Here is a 17972-nt window from a genome sequence, read left to right on the forward strand (position 1 = left end):
GATTCACATCGGTCACGGTCGCAGTCACGAAGCCGTCCCCTACTCGGGGGACAAACGCACTTAGCTTACGCACAGATGAGAGTTCTCGAAGAATCGGCCTAGGGTGGCGACCGTGTCCAACGCCCTCGCAGACGCCGTCAGCCCGTACCTCCGGTCGCACGCCGACAACCCCGTCGACTGGCGGGAATGGGGTCCCGAACCGTTCGAGGAGGCCCGTCGCCGAGGGGTCCCGGTGATGATCTCGATCGGCTACTCGACCTGCCACTGGTGCCACGTCATGGCCCGCGAGACGTTCAGCGACGAGGTCGTCGCGGCGAGGCTCAACGGCGCCGTCGTCGCGATCAAGGTGGACCGCGAGGAGCACCCCGACGTCGACTCCAGCTACCTCGCCGCCGCCTCCGCGTTCACGGGGAACCTCGGCTGGCCGCTGACGGTGTTCGCGACGCCCGAGGGCCGCGCGTTCTACGCCGGCACCTACTACCCGCCGGTCCCCGTCCGAGGTCAGCCCTCCTTCACGCAGGTGCTCGACGCCGTCCTCAACGCGTGGACCGAGCGCCGAGACGAGGTCGAGCAGAACGCCGCGGAGATCGCCGCCGCGCTCGCCGCGGGGGCCCCGGACGCGCAGGAGTCGCCGGGTCGCCTCCCGACCCCGGCCGACCTCGACTCCGTCGTCCGTCTCCTCGCCGCCCATGAAGATCCCGACCACGGCGGGTTCGGCGCGGCCCCGAAGTTCCCCGTCGCTCCGGTCCTCCTCTTCCTTCTCCAGGGCGCGGGAGGCGCAGGCGGAGTCGCTCGCGACCTCGCCGATCGGACGCTCCTCGCCCTGGCCGCCTCGCCGCTGCGCGATCCGGTCGAGGGCGGCTTCTTCCGCTATTCCGTGCGGCGCGACTGGAGCGAGCCGCACTACGAGCGGATGCTCTACGACAACGCGCAGCTGCTCACCGCGTTCTCGCGGCTCGGCGCCGTGGCTCCTGCTCACCGCGCGGAGGCCTCGGGGATCGCCGCGGGCGTCGCCGACTTCCTGCTTCAGGTGCTCCGCCGGCCGGAGGGCGGTTTCGGCTCGGCGCAGGACAGCGAGAGCACCGTCGCCGGCGGGCGGACCGAGGGCGGCTACTACGCCCTGACGGCCGACGAGCGCCGGGCGGAGACGCCTCCCGCCGTCGACGACAAGGTGCTGACGGGCTGGAACGGGCTGGCGATCGGCGCCCTCGCGGAGGCCGGTGCGCGCCAGGGGCGGAGCGACTGGGTCGAGGCGGCCCGGGTGGCCGCCGACCGGATCCTGCGCCACCACCGGACACCCGACGGGCGCCTGCTTCGAGCGGCGACGTCCGACCGGGTGTCGTCGGCGGTCGCCACCCTGGAGGACTACGGGATGCTCGCCCAGGGGCTCCTCCGTCTCGCCCTCGCGACGGGCCGGGTCTCCTACGCCGTCGAAGCGCGAGCGCTCTGCGACGCGTGCCTCGGGGACGGCGCCGGAGCTGGGGGAGTCGACGACGACCGGAGGCCCGCGTTCCGGGTGCCCGGCGGCACCGACCCCGTCCTGGCCCGGCACGGGCTGGCGCTGCCGGCCGATCCCTCCGAGGGGGCCTACCCGTCCGGGCTCAGCGCCCTGGCCGGCGCCGCGTTCCTCCTCGCCCAGCTCACGGCCGACCGGCGCTACCGCGACGCCGCGACGACGGCCATCTCGTCCGTGACGACGCAGGCGCTCGACTCGCCGATCGGCTTCGGCGCGGCCCTCGCGCTCGCCGCCGACCTCGCGGCGGAGGCGACGCAGCTCGTCGTCGTGACGCGCGGCGCCGAGGCGACCGGGGACGTCGCCGAGGTGGCCAGGACGCTCGTGCGCCCGGGTGCGGTCGCCGCCGTCGTCACCGCCGAGCAGGCCGCGGACTGGGCGGCCGCCGGCTTCGAGCTGTTCGAGGGGCGCACGGCGTCGACCGACGCCGACCTCGCCTACCTCTGCCGCGACTTCGTCTGCCGCCTGCCCGTCACGACCGCCGCCGAGCTGGAGGCGCAGCTCCTGCCCGCCTGACCGTCGGGCCGCGGGCCGGCCGGCGTCACTTCCAGGACAGCAGCCAGTAGTGCAGGTTGATGAACGAGAACGGCTCCTGCGTGCCGGTCCAGAGCGGGTAGTAGAACGCGGTGAGCAGGACCGCGACGATGACGACGATGCCGACCACCCGGATCCCGCTCAGCCGTCGCGTCTCGTCGTCGAGTCGACCGCCGAGGACGTGCCCGAGGGCCGCCGCCAGGCCGATCGCGAGGTAGGGCTCGAAGGCGATCGTGTAGAACTGGAAGACCGTCCGGTCGAGGTACGTCAACCAGGGCAGGTAGCCGGCCGCGACACCCGTCAGGACGAGCCCGATCTGCCACTCCCGGTGGCGCAGGAGCCGGTAGACGAGGTAGAGGCAGGCCGCGACGGCGGCGTACCAGATGAGCGGATTCGGGATCGCGGCGATGGCCTCGCCGCAGCGGTCCGCCGTGCAGCCGCCCTGCCCCTGGTTCGTCCCGAGGTAGTACATGCTCGTCGGTCGCTGCATCACGAGCCACAGCAGCGGGTTCGCCTGGTAGGGGTGAGGCGTGCTCAGCCCGACGTTGAAGGCGTAGATGCCCGCCTGGTAGTGCCACCAGTTCTGCACGACGTCGGGCACCCAGGCGAGGACGCCCTTCCAGCGCTCGCCGCCCTGGGTCTCGATCCACTGCCGGTAGTAGCCGCCCCGCGTGACGAACCACCCGGTCCAGCTGGCGACGTAGGCCGCGGCGGCGATCGGCACCATCAGCAGGAAGGTGACGGGGCCCTGGCGGAAGAGGGTGCCGGTGCCCCAGAACTCCACGCCCGCTCGCCTCCTCGCCACCATGTCGACGACCACGGTGTAGACGGCGAAGATCGCCAGGAAGAACGCGCCGTTCCACTTCACACCCGTCGCCAGGCCGAACATCAGCCCGGCGACGAGCAGCCACGGGCGGTTCCAGAGGACCGGCCCCCAGGCGAGGTCGCGGCCCGCCCGGTCGCGCCGCCGGACCCAGTCGTCGAGCCTCCTCGCCGACCAGGAGCGGTCGAGGAGGACCGCGCCGAATCCCAGGAGGCAGAAGAACATGACGAAGTTGTCGAGGAGCGACACCCGCGACATCACGATGGCCTGCCCGTCGAGCGCGAGGAACAGGCCCGCCAGCACGCCGAGGAGGGTCGACTTCAGGAGGTGGCGGGCCAGGAGCGTCACCAGCAGGACGGCGAGGATGCCGACGATCGCGACGCTGATGCGCCAGCCGGCGGGGTTCGACGGCCCGAACGCGGCCATGCCGAGGCCGATGAGCCACTTCCCGAGCGGCGGGTGCGCGACGAACTCGGGCGACGGCGTGAAGATGCTCGTGCGACCGGCGGCGAACTGCGGGTCCGCGTTGTCGGGCCAGCTCCCCTCGTAGCCGAGGTTGTGGAGCGACCAGGCGTCCTTCACGTAGTAGGTCTCGTCGAACACGAGCGTCGAGGGATGGCCGAGGTGCCAGAGCCGGAGCGCCGCCGCGAGCAGCGTCACGAAGAGGGGTCCGCCCCAGGTCCAGATCCGCTGACGACGGGGCGTCGAGAGCACTCGGCCCCACCACGCGTCGAGCGCCGTCAGCCGCCCCGTGACCGGTCGCGCCCGGTGCTGAGCCGGGGGCGCAGGATCCGGGTCGACCCGGTCGCCCGTCACGACGGCATCGAAGTCGTCGGCCGGCCGCAGGGTCATTCGCCCATCGTAGGGGCGTCCCCCTTTCGACCCGCTCCACGAAGCACCGGTCCGACCGAGGACAATGGGCTCGTGATCGTTCTCGCGGCAACCCCCATCGGCAACCTCGGCGACGCGACGACCCGCCTGGTCGACGCCCTGAAGAACGCCGAGATCATCGCCGCCGAAGACACCCGCACGGCGATCCACCTCATGCGCGCCCTCGGCATCGACAATCGGCCCCGGCTCGTCGCGCTCCACGAGCATAACGAGCGCGAGCGCGCGGCCGAGGTCGTCGAGCTCGCCCGCGAGCACGACGTGCTCGTCCTGACCGACGCCGGCATGCCCGCCATCAGCGACCCCGGCTTCCCGCTCGTCGAGGCGGCCGCGGCGGCAGGAGTCACGGTGACGGCGCTCCCGGGGCCCTCGGCCGTGCTCACCGCGCTCGCCGTCTCCGGCCTGCCCACCGATCGCTTCACGTTCGAAGGCTTCCTGCCGCGCAAGCAGGGCGACCGGCTCCGGATCCTGCGAGCCCTCGTCGACGAGCGACGGACCATGGTCTTCTTCGAGTCGCCGCACCGCCTGGCGGAGTCGCTCGGCGACGTCGCGGAGGCGCTCGGCGCCGAGCGCCGGGTCGTGGTCTGCCGCGAACTCACCAAGCTGCACGAGGAGGTCAAGCGCGGCACGGCGGCGGCCCTCGCCGCCTGGGCCGCCGAGGGCGTCCGCGGCGAGATCTGCGTCGTGGTCGAGGGCGCCCCCGAGCGCGAGGTCGATCTCGCCCAGGGGGTGGCGCTCGTCCTCGCCGCCGTCGCGGCGGGGGAGCGCCTCAAGGACGCCGCCGCCGAGGTCTCCGAAGCGACCGGGCTGTCGAAGCGCGACCTCTACCAGGGAGCCCTCGCCGCCCGCTGACGGGGCCGCGTCACACGCCCCCGGCGCGCCTTTAGGATGGTGGACATGCCCGCCGGCGACTCCTTCTTCATCACCACGCCCATCTTCTACGTCAACGACGTCCCGCACATCGGGCACGCGTACACGGAGGTGGCGTCCGACGTCCTCGCCCGGTGGCACCGCCAGCGCGGCGACGACACCTGGCTCCTGACGGGCACCGACGAGCACGGGCAGAAGATCCTGCGGACCGCCACGAGCCACGACGTCTCTCCCAAGGAGTGGGCCGACAAGCTCGTCGAGGAGTCCTGGAAGCCTCTCCTCGAGACGGTCAACATCGCGAACGACGACTTCATCCGCACCACCGACGCGCGGCACGAGACCGGCGTGCAGCTCTTCCTGCAGAAGCTCTACGACGACGGCTTCATCTACCAGGGCGAGTTCGAGGGCTTCTACTGCGTCGGCTGCGAGGAGTACAAGCAGCCCTCCGATCTGGTCGACGGCACGGGTCCGTTCGAGGGCCAGCAGGTCTGCGCGATCCACTCGAAGCCCGTCGAGGTGCTCAAGGAGAGCAACTACTTCTTCCGCATGAGCGACTTCGAGCAGCCGCTGCTCGACCTGTACGCCTCGCAGCCCGACTTCGTGCAGCCGGCGAGCGTCCGCAACGAGATCGTCCAGTTCGTGAAGCAGGGCCTCCGCGACCTCTCCATCTCGCGCGCCTCCTTCGACTGGGGCATCAAGGTGCCGTGGGACGAATCGCACGTCGTCTACGTCTGGTTCGACGCGCTCCTCAACTACGTCACGGCCACCGGCTACGGCGTCGACCAGGAGGAGTTCGACCGCCGCTGGCCGGCCGTTCACATCGTCGGCAAAGACATCGCCCGCTTCCACGCCGTCATCTGGCCGGCCATGCTCCTCGCCGCCGGTCTGCCCGTCCCGAAACGCGTCTTCGGCCACGGCTGGCTCCTCGTCGGCGGCGAGAAGATGTCCAAGTCGAAGCTCACGGGCATCGCGCCGCAGCAGATCACCGACACCTTCGGCGTCGACGCGTTCCGCTACTACTTCATGCGCGCCATCACTTTCGGGCAGGACGGCAACTTCTCCTGGGAGGACATCTCGGCCCGCTACCAGGCCGAGCTCGCCAACGGCTTCGGCAACCTCGCCTCGCGCATCACGGCCATGGTCGGCCGCTACTTCGACGGCACCGTCCCGATCGCCGGCGACCTCCAGCCCGCCGACCTCGCCATCCGCGAGACCGAGCTCCGCGTGACCCGGGAGGCCGACGGCGCCATCGAGCGCTTCGCCATCAACGAGGCCCTCGCGGTCATCTGGGAGCTCGTCGACGCCCTGAACGGCTACATCACCGAGCAGGAGCCGTGGGTCCTGGCCAAGAGCGAGGCCCAGCGGGAGCGCCTCGCGACGGTCCTGTCGACGTCGCTCCGTGGCCTCGGCACGCTCGCGGTCCTGCTCTCCCCGTTCATCCCCGAGGCGGCCCAGAAGCTCTGGCAGTCGATCGGGCAGGGCGAACTGACGAGCCAGCCCATCGACCGCGCCGCCGAGTGGTCGAGCGCTCCGACGGTGACGCCGCTCGCGGCGGGTCTCTTCCCGCGCATCGAGCAGCCGGAGGCCGGCGCCGCGTGACGGGTCCGATCGACGGCGCCGCGCACATCCGCAAGCGCAGCGAGGAGGCGCAGGGCGGGCAGAAGCGCGACCTGAGCTACCCGCCGCTGCCGCAGGCGTTGACCGTCCCGGTCTACGACAACCACACGCACCTCGAGATCGCCGACGGCGAGGGCCTCGACTACCGGGAGCACCTCGACCGGGCGTCGAGCGTCGGCATCCGCGGCGTGATCCAGGTCGGCAACGATCTGGAGACGTCGAGGTGGTCGGCGGAGATCGCGGCGCGGGAGCCCCGCGTGCTGGCGGCGGTGGCCCTGCACCCGAACGAGGCTCCGCGATACGCCGCCGAGGGCATCCTGCAGGAGGCGCTGCGCGAGATCGACGAGCTCGCCGCGCGCCCCCGGGTCCGCGCCGTGGGGGAGACGGGGCTCGACTTCTTCCGGACGGGCGAGGACGGCCGCAAGGCCCAGCTGGAGTCGTTCGAGGCGCACATCGAGATCGCGAAGAAGCACTCGCTCGCCCTGCAGATCCACGACCGTGACGCGCACGACGAGGTCGTCGAGACGCTCGAGCGGGTCGGGGCACCCGAGAAGACGGTGTTCCACTGCTTCTCCGGCGGCGTCGACCTCGCGCGCGTCTGCGCCAGGAACGGCTGGTACATGTCGTTCTCCGGCACCGTGACGTTCAAGAACGCGCAGCCGCTCCGGGACGCCCTGATCGCGGCCCCGCGCAACCTCGTCCTCGTCGAGACGGACGCCCCCTTCCTCACCCCGACGCCGTTCCGCGGGCGCCCCAACGCGCCCTACCTCATCCCGCACACGCTCCGGTCGATGGCCGAGACCCTCGGCACCGACGCCTCGATGCTCGCGGCGCAGATCACCTCGACCACCGAGCTCGTCTACGGCACGTGGGACTCCGAGCCGGTCACGGTGAGCGCGTGAGCACGCTGCTCGGGCCGGCCGAGATCCGCGACCTGGCCGATCTGCTGGGCATCCAGCCGACCAAGAAGCTCGGGCAGAACTTCGTCCACGACGGCAACACCGTCCGGCGCATCGTCGCGTCGTCGAAGGTCGAGAGCGGCGCCGAGGTCGTCGAGATCGGCCCCGGGCTCGGGTCGCTGACGCTCGGGCTCCTCGAGCGGGGAGCGCGCGTCACGGCGGTCGAGATCGACAAGCGGCTGGCCGCGCAGCTGCCGGAGACGGTGCGGCTCCTGCAGCCGGAGGCCGACCTGACGGTGGTCGTCGCCGACGCCATGAAGGTGACGGAGCTCCCGTCGGAGCCCACCCACCTCGTGGCGAACCTGCCCTACAACATCTCCGTCCCGGTGCTCCTGCACTTCCTGGAGCACTTCCCGAGTCTCACCCGCGGCCTCGTCATGGTCCAGGCCGAGGTCGGGCTCCGGCTCGCGGCCGCGCCCGGATCGAAGGTCTACGGCTCGCCGAGCATCAAGGCGGCCTGGTACGGCGTGTGGTCGACCGCCGGGCAGGTCAGCCGGCAGGTCTTCTGGCCGGTGCCGAACGTCGACAGCATCCTCGTCGCCTACGACCGCCGCGATCCGAAGGGCTCGGAGGAGGAGCGCGCGGTGACCTTCGCGCTCGTCGACGCCGCCTTCCAGCAGCGACGCAAGATGCTCCGGCAGTCGCTCTCGCCGGTTTTCGGGACTTCCGCCGAGGCCAGCGCCGCCATCGAGGAGGCCGGCCTCCCGGCCACCGGTCGCGGCGAGGAGCTCACGGTCGACGACTTCCTGGCGATCGCCCGGGTGCGACTGGCTCACCGGGAGCCCTGACCCGTGGCCCGCTCGAACCGCGACGGTCGGTCGGGGCGTGCGCCCGGCCTGAGCGATGCCGCCCTGGCCGCGCGCTCGGGGCGGAGCGTCGCCGAGTGGTTCGAGATCCTCGACGCCGAGGCGGCGACACGACTGTCGCACGACCAGATCGTGGCTCTCGTGACCGACGTCTACGAGGCGCCCGAGTGGGGCGCCCAGTCCGTGGCGGTCCGCTACGAGCAGGAGCGGGGGATGCGGCTGCCGGGCCAGCAGCCCGACGGCACCTTCGAGGTCTCGGCGAGCCGGAGCATCCGGGGCCCGCAGCTCGCCCTGCTCGAGCTCGCCGTCGAGCGCGCGTCGAGCCTCGCCGAGGCGGCACCCGACGAGGTGCACCGGCTGCCGGAGCGCTGCGTCGCCTCGTGGACCCTCGCGAACGGCGACCTGCTCGTCGCCCGCGTCACGGCCCCCGCCAACGACCGCTGCGCCGTCACGCTGACCGAGTCGCGGATCCGGCTGCCCGAGCTGGTCGCGCAGACCAAGAGGCGCCTCGAGCGCGCGGTCGAGGCCGTCGCGGCGTCAGTGGCCTGAGATCACCCGCGCGCCGCGTGCGCGCCGCGCTCAGGGGGCCGGAGTCGCGGCGGCCGTCGGGCGGGCCGCCTCGAACTGCGCCTGCACCTGCGCGGGCGTGAGCGCCACCGGGTAGATCGACACGTCGTCGATGCTCCCCGTGAACATCGGAGAGCTCGTCCAGCTGGTGTCGCCGCCGACGCGCCAGAAACCGGTGGCCGCGGCCGCGGCCGTCAGGTTCGTGCGCGACACGACGAGCTGCCCGTCGACGTAGAGCTGCATCGTCTTCCCGTCGAAGGTGCCGACGGCCTGGTGCCACGCCCCGTCGTTCACGGCGACCGGGGAGGTCACGCCGATCTTCGCCTTCGTGTAGACGCCGAAGCTCAGTCGACCGTCCGCGCCGACGGAGAGGCGGCGGTCGGCGCTGGCGGAGAGGCCTTCCTTCGCGCTGCCGAAGCCGACGATCGAGCCGCCGGTCCCCGTCGTGCGGAACCACGCCTCGACGGAGAGGACGGACGGAGCCGATGCGGCGGTCGCCGTGGAGGACGTCCCGGCCGACGACCCGTCGAAGGTCGACGAGGCGGTGCCGTCGGCGCTCGAGCCGTCGTCGCCCGCGGTGACGCCGGCCTGGGGCTGCTGGTCGGCGGGGCCGCCGAGGTCCGTGACGACGGCGCCCGTGGGCTGATCGAAGCGCCAGAAGTGCGAGGGGTGCTGGGCGTAGACCGACGCCGAGTAACCGGTCGGAGCGCTCCCGCCGACGGTGGCGGTCACGAGGCCGCCCACGGCGCGGTTGCCGAACGGGTCCGTCGCGGTGAGCCGGTAGCTGTGGCTCTCGCCGGGGACGAGCCCCGTGTCGGTCCAGGTGACCTGCGGCCGGTTCCAGATGCTGGAGTCGGCGCTCACCTGTCCGATCGGCGTCGGCTGCTCGTCCCGGTAGATCTTGTAGACGAGCGTCGTGTTGTCGCGGTCGCCGTTGGCGGGCCAGGTGAGGGTCACGCGCCCGTCCTGGGGGGACGAGGCGGTCGGCACGAACGCGTCGCCGGAGTCGACGGGGCCGACCTTGTTGGGCGCGAGGCTCGGGATCGCGAAGCGGGCGAGGCCCTGCTGCGGCACCCCGTTCACCTCCGTGAACTCGCCGCCGTAGACGACGTACTTCCCACCGGCGGCGACGCTCCAGGTGCTCTGGTCGAGTCCGGTGTATGTGCCGTCGTTGAAGTCGGGGAACCAGTTGAGGAGCGTCGGCGAGGGCTGGCCCGCGAAGTTCTGGTAGCTGGGGCTGAGGTTCGTGGCGATCCTGCCCGTGGCGGCCTTGCTGAAGGCGATGCCGTGGTGGATCGTGCCCTCCGGGAACCCGCCGATGTTGCCGCAGAAGTGAGCGTGGCCGGCGACGTACTCGGCGTTCGCGGTGACCGCGGTCGCGTAGGTGTCGCCGTGGCAGTCCTCCAGCCAGGTCAGACGACCCGTCTTCCAGTCGGCGCGGAAGCTCCCCTCGACGTTGCCGCCGTTGCCGTAGACGTAGCCCGACCCGTAGAGGCCCGTGCTGTCCGCCGTCAGGCTCGTGATGCCGGAGTTGGGGCCGGCGTCGCGGACAGTCGAGTTCATCGCCCAGGGCAGGCTCTTGCCGGTCGCGGTGTCGAGCGCGGCGATGCCGTAGCCCGGGTTCGTCTGGCCGTTCATCGACGTGAACGTGCCACCGGCGACGACCTTCGAACCGTCGGGCGCCACCACGAGGGCGTTCACCGATCCGCCGAGAGCGCGCGGAGCCCAGGTGGTGAGGCCGCCGTTCGTCGTCGAGACGGCGGCCGCGCCGATGCGGGTCTTGCCGTTCACGGTCGTGAAGGTCCCACCGAGGTAGACGGTGGTCCCGCGCGCGGCGAGCGAGCTCACGGTGTAGTTCACGGTGGGGCGGAACGTGGTCGTCGGCGCCCCGGTCGTCGGGTTGAGCTTGGCGATGTGACTGTAGGCGGTGGAGCCGATCTTCGTGAAGGCACCGGCGACGTAGACGCTCTTGCCGTCGGGCGCGGCGACGATCGCCTTGACCTGGCCGTTGAGCTGCGGGGCGAAGGAGGTGTTGAGGACGCCGGTGACGACGTTGTACGACAGCAGGTTCCAGCGCTTGACCGTCTTCGTGCCCGGGGCGGCTCCCGTCGGGCGGGCGCTCGTGAACTCGCCCCCGGCGTAGATGGTGGCGCCGATGATGGCCTGCGTGGTCACGAGCCCGTCGATCTGCGGCGTCGGGAGCGAGTCGGCCGAGACGGTCGTCGGCGTCGCCGGGTTCGCGGCGTTCTTCGGCGCCGAGTCGGCGGAGGCCGCCTGGCCGCTCGCGAGGGTGCCGGCGACGAGCAGCGCCGCGACGGTGGCGGCGGCCGCGAGGGGCAGGCGGCGGAGAAGTGGCCGGGATTTCGCCACGGGGGTGCCTCGTTCCTGGGGAAAGAGGCGCGCGGGGTGAGCGCGCGCAACGGGTTCGGGTCTCGCTGTCAGGCGTCGGCCGCGCGGGTACACGACCGCTCGTCGCGCGGGTCACACGGCGAGCAGGAATCGGCCCGTGGGTAAGCGAGTCGACGTTTCCTCGCCTCAGAGTACGGCGCCCTCGACCGAACTGGCTAGTCCCGGTGGCAGAAAAGTCCACCGAAAGGCGGACTAGAAGTCGTTCAGGTGCGACCGGAGTCCTCGACCGCCGAACGAGGACCGCAGGATGCCCCGCCGACGAAGCACGGGCACGAGCGCGTCCAGCGTCCGGTGCACGGTCGACGGGTGCAGGTCGCCGTTGAAGATGAAGCCGTCGTTGTCGGCGTCGTCGCCGAGCTCCTCCAGGAAGTCGGCCACCTGCTCGACGGTGCCGACGCTGCCGCTGCCGTCGCTGATCCTGCCCTTGCGGTACTTCGCGCGGAACAGCTCGCGGAGCGGCGTCGCGGGGTCGGCCGAGCCGACCAGGCTCTTGATGCTGCCCTGCGACACGTGCTGGCCGAAGACGGCGACGTCGAGCGGACGGTCGAGGTCGAGGCGCGTGAGGTCGGTCTCGGTGATGATGGACTGGCGCTCGATGACCTCCTGGAGGTCGCGATCCGCAGGATGCGCGCTCCCCTCGACCAGGCGGTCGACCTCCTCCCGGCTCGCCACGATCTCGGGCGTGAAGACGAAGAGGATCGTGATGGCCCGGGGATCGCGCCCCTCGGCCTCGGCGGCCGCGTGGATCCTCGCGCGATAGGCCCGCACGCTCTCGACCGTCAGCGGCGCCAGGGCGAGCTGCACGTCGGAGTTGTGCCCGGCGAAGGCGAGACCGCGGCCGGAGCCGCCGGGGCTGACGATCACGGGATCGTCGCCGCCGTCGAACGGCGTGGCGTTCAGGGGCCCGTCGAGCGAGAAGTACTCGCCCCGGTGCTGGAACGCGTCGAGCTTCGTACCGTCGGCGAAGCGCCACGACTCGGTGTCCTCCAGCACGGCGCCGTCCGCCCAGCTGTGCCAGAGCCTCCGCACGACCTGCATCCACTCCTCCGCGCGGTCGTAGGAGGCGTCGTGGTCGAGCTCGGGAATGCCGAAGTGCCGGCTGCCCTTCACGTCGGTCACGACGTTGAGGCCGACCCGGTAGTCGCCGAGGTGCTGCAGGGTCGCGAACTGGCGGGCCGCGAGGTAGGGCGGATGGACTCCGGCGTTGACCGTGGGGGCGACGCCGAGGTGCTCGGTCGCCGCGAACAGGTAGGGGGTCAGGAGCAGCGGGTCGAGTTTCGGGGCCCCCAGGGCGCTCCGCACGCGCAGGTCGAGCTGCTCGGCCGGGCCGGGGGAGAGGCTGTCCTCGATGATGAGGAGATCGAGGCCGGCCTGCTCCAGCGCCTTCGCGGATTGCTGGTAGACGGCCGGGCGATCCCAGCGGTGCCCCCAGAGGTAGTCGTCGCGGAGCCAGCCCTGCGGGCCGAACCCACGGCCGAAGAACCACCCGAAGTGCTGGAGACGTGCCATGCGTCGATCATGCCGTGTCGCGTCGGGAGCCGCGTCGGGAGCGTAGCCGCGCGCAACATTGCGTCGACGCGCAGCCGCGCTGCCTAGGCTGGTGCGGTGACCCAGAACCCGCGCGTGTACGTGATCCATGAGAACCCGGAGTGGTTCCCGCCGCTCCGAAAGGCCTTCGAGGCCGAGGGGGTGCCCGTCGAGGAGGTGCTGCTCACCGAGGGCGGGATCGATCTGACGGCGGCTCCTGCGCCCGGTGTCTACTGGTCGAGGATGTCGGCCAGCGCCCACACGCGCGGCAACGGCTTCTCGAAGGAGTTCACCCGGGCCACCCTGTCGTGGTTGGAGGCGTCGGGCGTCCGCGTCGTCAACGGGCGCGGCGTCATCGACCTCGAGGTGAGCAAGGTGGAGCAGCACCTCGCGCTCCAGCGCCTCGGCTTCGACGTGCCGCGCACGAGCGCGGTCTTCGGCACGCGCGATCTCGTGTCGACCGCGCGCGCCTTCGGCACCCCGTTCATCAGCAAGCACAACCAGGGCGGCAAGGGCCTCGGAGTGCGGCGCTGGGACGACCTCGACGAGTTCGCCGCCTGGGTCTCCTCGCCGGAGTTCGAGGAGTCCCCCGACGGGATCACGCTCATCCAGGAGCTGCTGGTCGGAGCCGAGTCGTTCGTCACCCGGGCCGAGTTCGTCGGCTCCGAGTTCGTCTACGCCGTGCGCGTCGACACCTCGGGCGACACCTTCGAGTTCTGCCCGGCGGACGCCTGCGCCCTCCCGGGCCAGGCCCCCCTCTTCCAGCTGCGCGAGCGCACCGCGTCCGGCGACCCGATCGCGGAGCACCCCCTGATCAAGCGCCTCCCCGAGTTCCTCCGCGCCTACGACATCGAGATCGCCGGCATCGAGTTCATCGAGACGGTCGACGGCCGCACCGTCGTCTACGACGTCAACACCAACACGAACTACAACCCCGACGTCGAGTCGGCGTCCGAGAGATCCGGCCCGCGGGAGATCGCGGCCTTCCTCGGGAGGCTCCTGGCCGACGAGTTCGCGAGCGAGGTCGCCGCATGAGATTCGGTTTCTGGACCCCCATCTTCGGCGGATGGCTCCGCAACGTCGACGACGAGAAGATGCCCGTCACCTTCGACTACGTCAAGGAGCTCGTGCAGACGGCCGAGCGCGTCGGCTTCGACCTCACCCTCATCCCCGAGCTCAACCTCAACGACATCAAGGGCGTCGCCTCCCCGTCGCTCGAGGCCTGGGCGCTCACGGCCGCTCTCGCCGCGGTGACCGACAAGCTCGAGCTGATGGCGGCCGTGCGGCCCGGCTACCACCTGCCCGCCGTCACGGCCAAGCAGGCGGTGACGATCGACGAGATCTCCGGCGGGCGCTTCACCCTCAACGTCGTCTCGGCGTGGTGGGAGGAGGAGTCGCGGCAGTACGGCGGCATCTTCTCGGAGCACGACGACCGCTACGCGCGCACGACCGAGTTCGTGTCGATCCTCAAGGGTCTCTGGCGCGAGACGCCGTACGACTTCCACGGCGACTACTACGACATCACCCGCTCGCACCTCGAGCCGAAGCCCCGCGTCGCCCCGACGATCTACGCGGGCGGCGAGAGCCCGGCAGGCAAGGCGGCCATCGTCGACTTCGCCGACGCCTACCTCACGCACGGCGGCACCGTCGACGAGCTCCGCACCAAGGTCGACGACATGAAGGCCCGTCGCGAGGCGGCCGGCGGCACGCCCTTCAGCCACTTCGGCATGGCGGCGTACGTCATCGTGCGCGACACGGAGGAGGAGGCGGAGCAGGAGCTCGCCCGCATCACCGACGTGAGCCAGGGGGCGGCCTACGAGTCGTACCAGGACTTCATCCGGCAGTCGCACCTCGAGCACAAGCCCGACCTCCGCGACTACTCGGTGTCCAACCGCGGCCTGCGCCCCGGCTTCATCGGGACGCCCCGGCAGGTGGCCGATCGGATCCGCGAGTTCGAGGAGGCCGGGGTCGACACGCTGCTCCTGCAGTTCTCGCCGCAGATCGAGGAGATGGAGCGCTTCGCCCGCGACGTGATCCCGCTGGTGCGCCGGGGAGCCTGAACTGTCGCTCCGGGGGGAAGAACGGCGGGGTGCGATGCCCGCGCGCGGTCAGGCTAGGTTGGACCCATGACGTCCGTGGTGTCTCCGACCGTGGTCCACACGCGTGCGCCGGGCAAGATCAACGTCTTCCTGGCGGTGGGCGATCTTCAGGACGACGGCTATCACGAGCTCGCGACCGCATACCAGGCCGTGTCGCTCTACGAAGACGTGCGGGCCCGGCACGCCGACGACTTCAGCGTGACCTTCACCTCGTCGGTGGCCAAGATCGACCTCTCGGGCGTCCCCGTCGACGACACCAACCTCGCCATCCGGGCCGCGAAGCTCCTGGCCGAGTCGACCGGCTACACCGGCGGCGTGGCCCTCTCGATCGACAAGAACGTCCCGGTCGCAGGAGGCATGGGCGGCGGTTCCGCGGACGCCGCCGCCACCCTGCTCGCCTGCGACACCCTCTGGAACACCGGCCTCAGCCGCGACGACCTGCTGCGCCTCGGAGCGCGCCTCGGCGCCGACGTCCCCTTCGCGCTCATGGGCGGCACCGCCGTCGGGACGGGCCGCGGCGACGAGCTCAGCCCGGCCCTGGCGCAGGGGCAGTTCCAGTGGGTGCTCGCGCTCGCCGACTTCGGGCTGTCGACGCCCGCCGTCTACCGCGAGCTCGACGAACACCGCCTCCGCCACGTCGCCGACATCTCGCCGGTGCGGCAGCCCCGGGTCGACTCGCTGGTGCTGCAGGCGCTGCGGGCGGGCGATCCGGCACAGCTGGCCGACGTCATGCACAACGACCTCCAGGCTCCGGCCCTGCATCTCGAGCCGGGCCTCGGCGACGTGCTCGAGCTCGGCGAGCGGAACGGGGCCCTCGCGGGTGTCGTCTCCGGCTCGGGGCCGACGGTGGCCTTCCTGGCGCCCGATCTCGACGGGGCCCTCGAGCTCCAGATCGCGCTCAGCGCCGCGCGGCTGTCCGTCGTGCGGGCGACCGGCCCGGTCCACGGGGCGCGGATCCTGGTCGACTGACGCGGTGCGCGCGACTAGCAGCACCCTCGGCCCGTGATCTCTACCGAGCCCGGAGCCACCCGCTGGGCCCCCACCGACGACAGCCATCGCCGCTCCGAGGTGACGGGGTCGGTCGGTCGCGGCCACGACGACTGGGAGCGGGCCGCGGCAGGCGTGCTCCGGTGGGCCGTGAAGACCCGCAGCGGGTTCTCGGTCGACGACGACTCGCCCGTCGTCGCGGGGCGGCGGACGCTCGTGACCGCCCGCGTCGCCGGAATCACGGTGGTGGAGCCCGTGGAGGTCGTCGAGGTCGTCGAGCGGAGCGACCGGGTCGGGTTCTCGTACCGGACCCTGCCGGGCCACCCGGTCAGCGGCGAGGAGGCGTTCATCGTCCACCGCGACGGCGACGAGGTGCTCCTCACGATCCGGTCGCTCACCCGCCCCGCCCCGCAGCAGCCCTGGCGGGCTCTCCACCCGGTGCTCCGGGTCGCTCAGCGTGTGGCGCGCCGGCGGTACCTCCGCGCGCTCGTCAGTTCGCGTCGCTGAGGGAGCGGGCCATGCTCCGCAGGATGCGCAGGGCGGCGGCCCGGTCGTCCGCGGACAGGCCCGCGAGCATCCTGACCTCCACCGACCTCACGGCCGCGGTGGCCGCCGCGAGTCGGCGGCGGCCGAGCGGTGTCAGACGCGTCGGGAGGGCCTTCCCGACGGGAGCCTCGGCCGGCCGCACGACGGAGCCGTCGCGCTCCAGCGAGAGCAGGAGCACGTTCATCGACTGGCGCGTGACAAAGGCGCCGCGGGCGAGCTCGGAGTTCGACAGACCGGGTCGCTGCGCGAGGAGTTCGAGGCACGAGTAGTGGGTGACAGTCATCCCGAGCGGACGCAGGACCGCCTCCATCGCCGTGCGAAGTGCGCTCGACGTCTCCTTCAGCAGGTAGCCGAGCGAGGTCTCCAGGTCGATTCCGCGGTCGTCTTGACTCATGTCAGTATTCTGACATAGATTGCCCTGTGTCAGAAGACTGACACGAAACGAAGGAGCATCACATGCCCGTCACCGGACCCGACTTCCTCTCCCTCCAGGTGCGCGACCTCGCCGCTTCCCAGGCGTTCTACGAGCGCCACCTCGGCCTCGTCCGCTCGCAGGCCGGCCCGCCGCACGCCGTCGTCTTCGAGACCACGCCGATCGCCTTCGCCCTGCGCGACGTCGTCCCGGGCACCGATCTCAGCTCGGCCCCCTGGCCCGGCGTCGGCGCGGCCATCTGGCTGCACGCGACCGACGTCCAGGCGATCCACGACACCCTCGAGGCCGACGGGTACGAGATCGTCGCGGCCCCGATCGACGGCCCCTTCGGCCGCACCTTCACCTTCGCAGACCCCGACGGCTACCGGATCACGCTGCACGATCGGGCCTGACGCCTGGCACTGACGCCCGGGCCGTCGTGAGCGCCTCGTGGTGCTCCGAGCGCGTCAGGCCTACGGTGGGAGCGTGACCGACTCACCGACGGGCATCCCGTTCCATCCCTACCTGCTCGCACCGCCGCTCCCGCGCCTCAACGGCCGCACCTACCTGCCCGTCGAGGCGGTCCCCGTCGAGCTGGACGGCCTCACCGTCGGCTGGCTGTGGCGGAACGACGACGACCGAGCGGCCGACTGCGAATTCGTCCCGTTCGACATGGTGCCGTACGGGAGGTTCGACCCGGGGCGATGGTCGGAGTCCGTCGCGCGCCGCGTCGCGGACGGCATGAGCCCGTCGGCGGCCGTCGGCGACGTCCGCGCGCACGGCGTCGACCCGGCTCCGGCCCACCGCGGGGAGCCGGGCACGATCGACCCGGAGGCGCGCGTCGTCCGCCTGCCCTTCCGCCACTTCCTCCACCTGTTCGGCGGATACGGCTCGCGGAACCGGCCACGCAACGACGGCCTCGTCTTCAAGCTGTCAGGCAGCTACGCCGACACGGTGCCGCCGGAGACACCCGTCACCTACGTCCCCTGGGAGCGCGACGGCGTCGTGATGGGGTGGCTCTGGTGGAACGACGACCTGGACGCGTCCTGGCACGTCCCGAACGTGTTCGAGCCGAGCTCCCGGATCCGAGACGGCAGGACCCTCGTCTTTAACCACCCCTGGGCCCACCGGATGAAGGACCTCCGAGACGAGGGACATGCTCCCGGCAGCGCCGTCCGGGAGCTCAGGAAGGAGGGCGGCGACGGCGAAGCGGTGACGATCGCCGAGCCGCAGCGGGCGGAGAGCCTCGAGCAGCTGCGCGTGGTGATCGGCTACTCCGACTACGTCGCTGCCGCCGCGGCGTTCCACGACCACGAGCGCTCGGAGCACCTCGCCCGGGAAGCCGCCGAGGCGGCGTACTACGAGGCGCACCCCGACGAGGCCGTGCCGCTCCCGGGTTCGTAGGGCCGTGGCGG

16 protein-coding genes are annotated in these 17972 nt (G+C 71.7%); 12 read left to right on the forward strand and 4 right to left on the reverse strand.

Annotation, left to right across the window (positions count from 1 at the left end; genetic code table 11):
- Positions 1 to 112 precede the first annotated feature (112 nt).
- A complete protein-coding gene (locus AS850_RS03285) occupies positions 113 to 2029 on the forward strand; it encodes a thioredoxin domain-containing protein (protein WP_119870093.1) in 1917 nt (638 codons plus the stop codon).
- A gap of 25 nt (positions 2030 to 2054) precedes the next feature.
- On the opposite strand, the gene AS850_RS03290 is transcribed toward AS850_RS03285, so the two are convergent.
- Positions 2055 to 3722, reverse strand: a complete 1668-nt coding sequence (locus tag AS850_RS03290) for a dolichyl-phosphate-mannose--protein mannosyltransferase (protein WP_119867842.1) — start codon at positions 3720 to 3722, stop codon at positions 2055 to 2057.
- 72 nt (positions 3723 to 3794) lie between these two features.
- Between AS850_RS03290 and rsmI the strand changes: the two genes are divergently transcribed.
- Genes rsmI through AS850_RS03315 form a run of 5 tightly spaced genes read left to right on the forward strand, consistent with a single transcriptional unit; the run spans position 3795 to position 8559 of the window.
- Entirely contained in the window at positions 3795 to 4610 is an 816-nt protein-coding gene (gene rsmI / locus AS850_RS03295) for a 16S rRNA (cytidine(1402)-2'-O)-methyltransferase (protein ID WP_119867843.1), read from the forward strand.
- 45 nt (positions 4611 to 4655) lie between these two features.
- Complete coding sequence (metG, locus tag AS850_RS03300; RefSeq protein ID WP_119867844.1) at positions 4656 to 6227, forward strand: methionine--tRNA ligase; 1572 nt, start codon at positions 4656 to 4658, stop codon at positions 6225 to 6227.
- A gap of 26 nt (positions 6228 to 6253) precedes the next feature.
- Positions 6254 to 7147: a TatD family hydrolase gene (locus AS850_RS03305; protein ID WP_442856908.1), complete on the forward strand. Its 894-nt coding sequence runs from the start codon at positions 6254 to 6256 to the stop codon at positions 7145 to 7147.
- Positions 7144 to 7992, forward strand: a complete 849-nt coding sequence (gene rsmA, locus AS850_RS03310; RefSeq protein WP_119870094.1) for a 16S rRNA (adenine(1518)-N(6)/adenine(1519)-N(6))-dimethyltransferase RsmA — start codon at positions 7144 to 7146, stop codon at positions 7990 to 7992. The genes AS850_RS03305 and rsmA overlap by 4 nt, the downstream gene beginning before the upstream one ends.
- Positions 7993 to 7995: 3 nt before the next feature.
- Positions 7996 to 8559 carry a hypothetical protein gene (locus AS850_RS03315; protein ID WP_119867845.1) on the forward strand — a complete coding sequence of 188 codons (564 nt, stop codon included), beginning with the start codon at positions 7996 to 7998 and terminating at the stop codon, positions 8557 to 8559.
- A gap of 30 nt (positions 8560 to 8589) precedes the next feature.
- On the opposite strand, the gene AS850_RS03320 is transcribed toward AS850_RS03315, so the two are convergent.
- Positions 8590 to 10947 (reverse strand): LamG domain-containing protein, encoded by a 2358-nt coding sequence (locus AS850_RS03320; RefSeq protein ID WP_119867846.1) that lies wholly within the window; start codon positions 10945 to 10947, stop codon positions 8590 to 8592.
- Positions 10948 to 11178: 231 nt separating this feature from the next.
- Positions 11179 to 12495, reverse strand: a complete 1317-nt coding sequence (locus AS850_RS03325) for an LLM class flavin-dependent oxidoreductase (RefSeq protein WP_119867847.1) — start codon at positions 12493 to 12495, stop codon at positions 11179 to 11181.
- Between the two features lie 96 nt (positions 12496 to 12591).
- On the opposite strand from AS850_RS03325, the gene AS850_RS03330 reads away from it, so the two are divergent.
- The 4 genes from AS850_RS03330 to AS850_RS03345 all read left to right on the forward strand — a co-directional run bounded on the left by AS850_RS03330 (position 12592) and on the right by AS850_RS03345 (position 16106).
- On the forward strand, positions 12592 to 13548 hold the full coding sequence (locus AS850_RS03330; RefSeq protein WP_119867848.1) for an ATP-grasp domain-containing protein: 957 nt from the start codon (positions 12592 to 12594) through the stop codon (positions 13546 to 13548).
- Positions 13545 to 14573 (forward strand): LLM class flavin-dependent oxidoreductase, encoded by a 1029-nt coding sequence (locus AS850_RS03335; RefSeq protein WP_119867849.1) that lies wholly within the window; start codon positions 13545 to 13547, stop codon positions 14571 to 14573. Before AS850_RS03330 ends, AS850_RS03335 begins: the two co-directional genes overlap by 4 nt.
- A 66-nt stretch (positions 14574 to 14639) precedes the next feature.
- The gene (locus AS850_RS03340; RefSeq protein ID WP_119867850.1) at positions 14640 to 15581 is read left to right on the forward strand and encodes a 4-(cytidine 5'-diphospho)-2-C-methyl-D-erythritol kinase; all 942 of its coding nucleotides are present in this window, start codon (positions 14640 to 14642) and stop codon (positions 15579 to 15581) included.
- A 33-nt stretch (positions 15582 to 15614) separates the two neighbouring features.
- Positions 15615 to 16106, forward strand: coding sequence for a DUF1990 family protein (locus AS850_RS03345; RefSeq protein ID WP_119867851.1), 492 nt, complete (start codon positions 15615 to 15617; stop codon positions 16104 to 16106).
- On the opposite strand, the gene AS850_RS03350 is transcribed toward AS850_RS03345, so the two are convergent.
- Positions 16090 to 16539, reverse strand: coding sequence for a MarR family winged helix-turn-helix transcriptional regulator (locus AS850_RS03350; RefSeq protein WP_119867852.1), 450 nt, complete (start codon positions 16537 to 16539; stop codon positions 16090 to 16092). The genes AS850_RS03345 and AS850_RS03350 overlap by 17 nt on opposite strands.
- Positions 16540 to 16601: 62 nt before the next feature.
- Between AS850_RS03350 and AS850_RS03355 the strand changes: the two genes are divergently transcribed.
- On the forward strand, positions 16602 to 16970 hold the full coding sequence (locus tag AS850_RS03355; RefSeq protein ID WP_119867853.1) for a VOC family protein: 369 nt from the start codon (positions 16602 to 16604) through the stop codon (positions 16968 to 16970).
- A 73-nt stretch (positions 16971 to 17043) separates the two neighbouring features.
- Positions 17044 to 17961: a hypothetical protein gene (locus AS850_RS03360; protein ID WP_123955437.1), complete on the forward strand. Its 918-nt coding sequence runs from the start codon at positions 17044 to 17046 to the stop codon at positions 17959 to 17961.
- The last annotated feature ends 11 nt before the right edge of the window (positions 17962 to 17972 follow it).

The organism is Frondihabitans sp. 762G35 (assembly GCF_002074055.1).
Lineage (GTDB): Bacteria > Actinomycetota > Actinomycetes > Actinomycetales > Microbacteriaceae > Frondihabitans.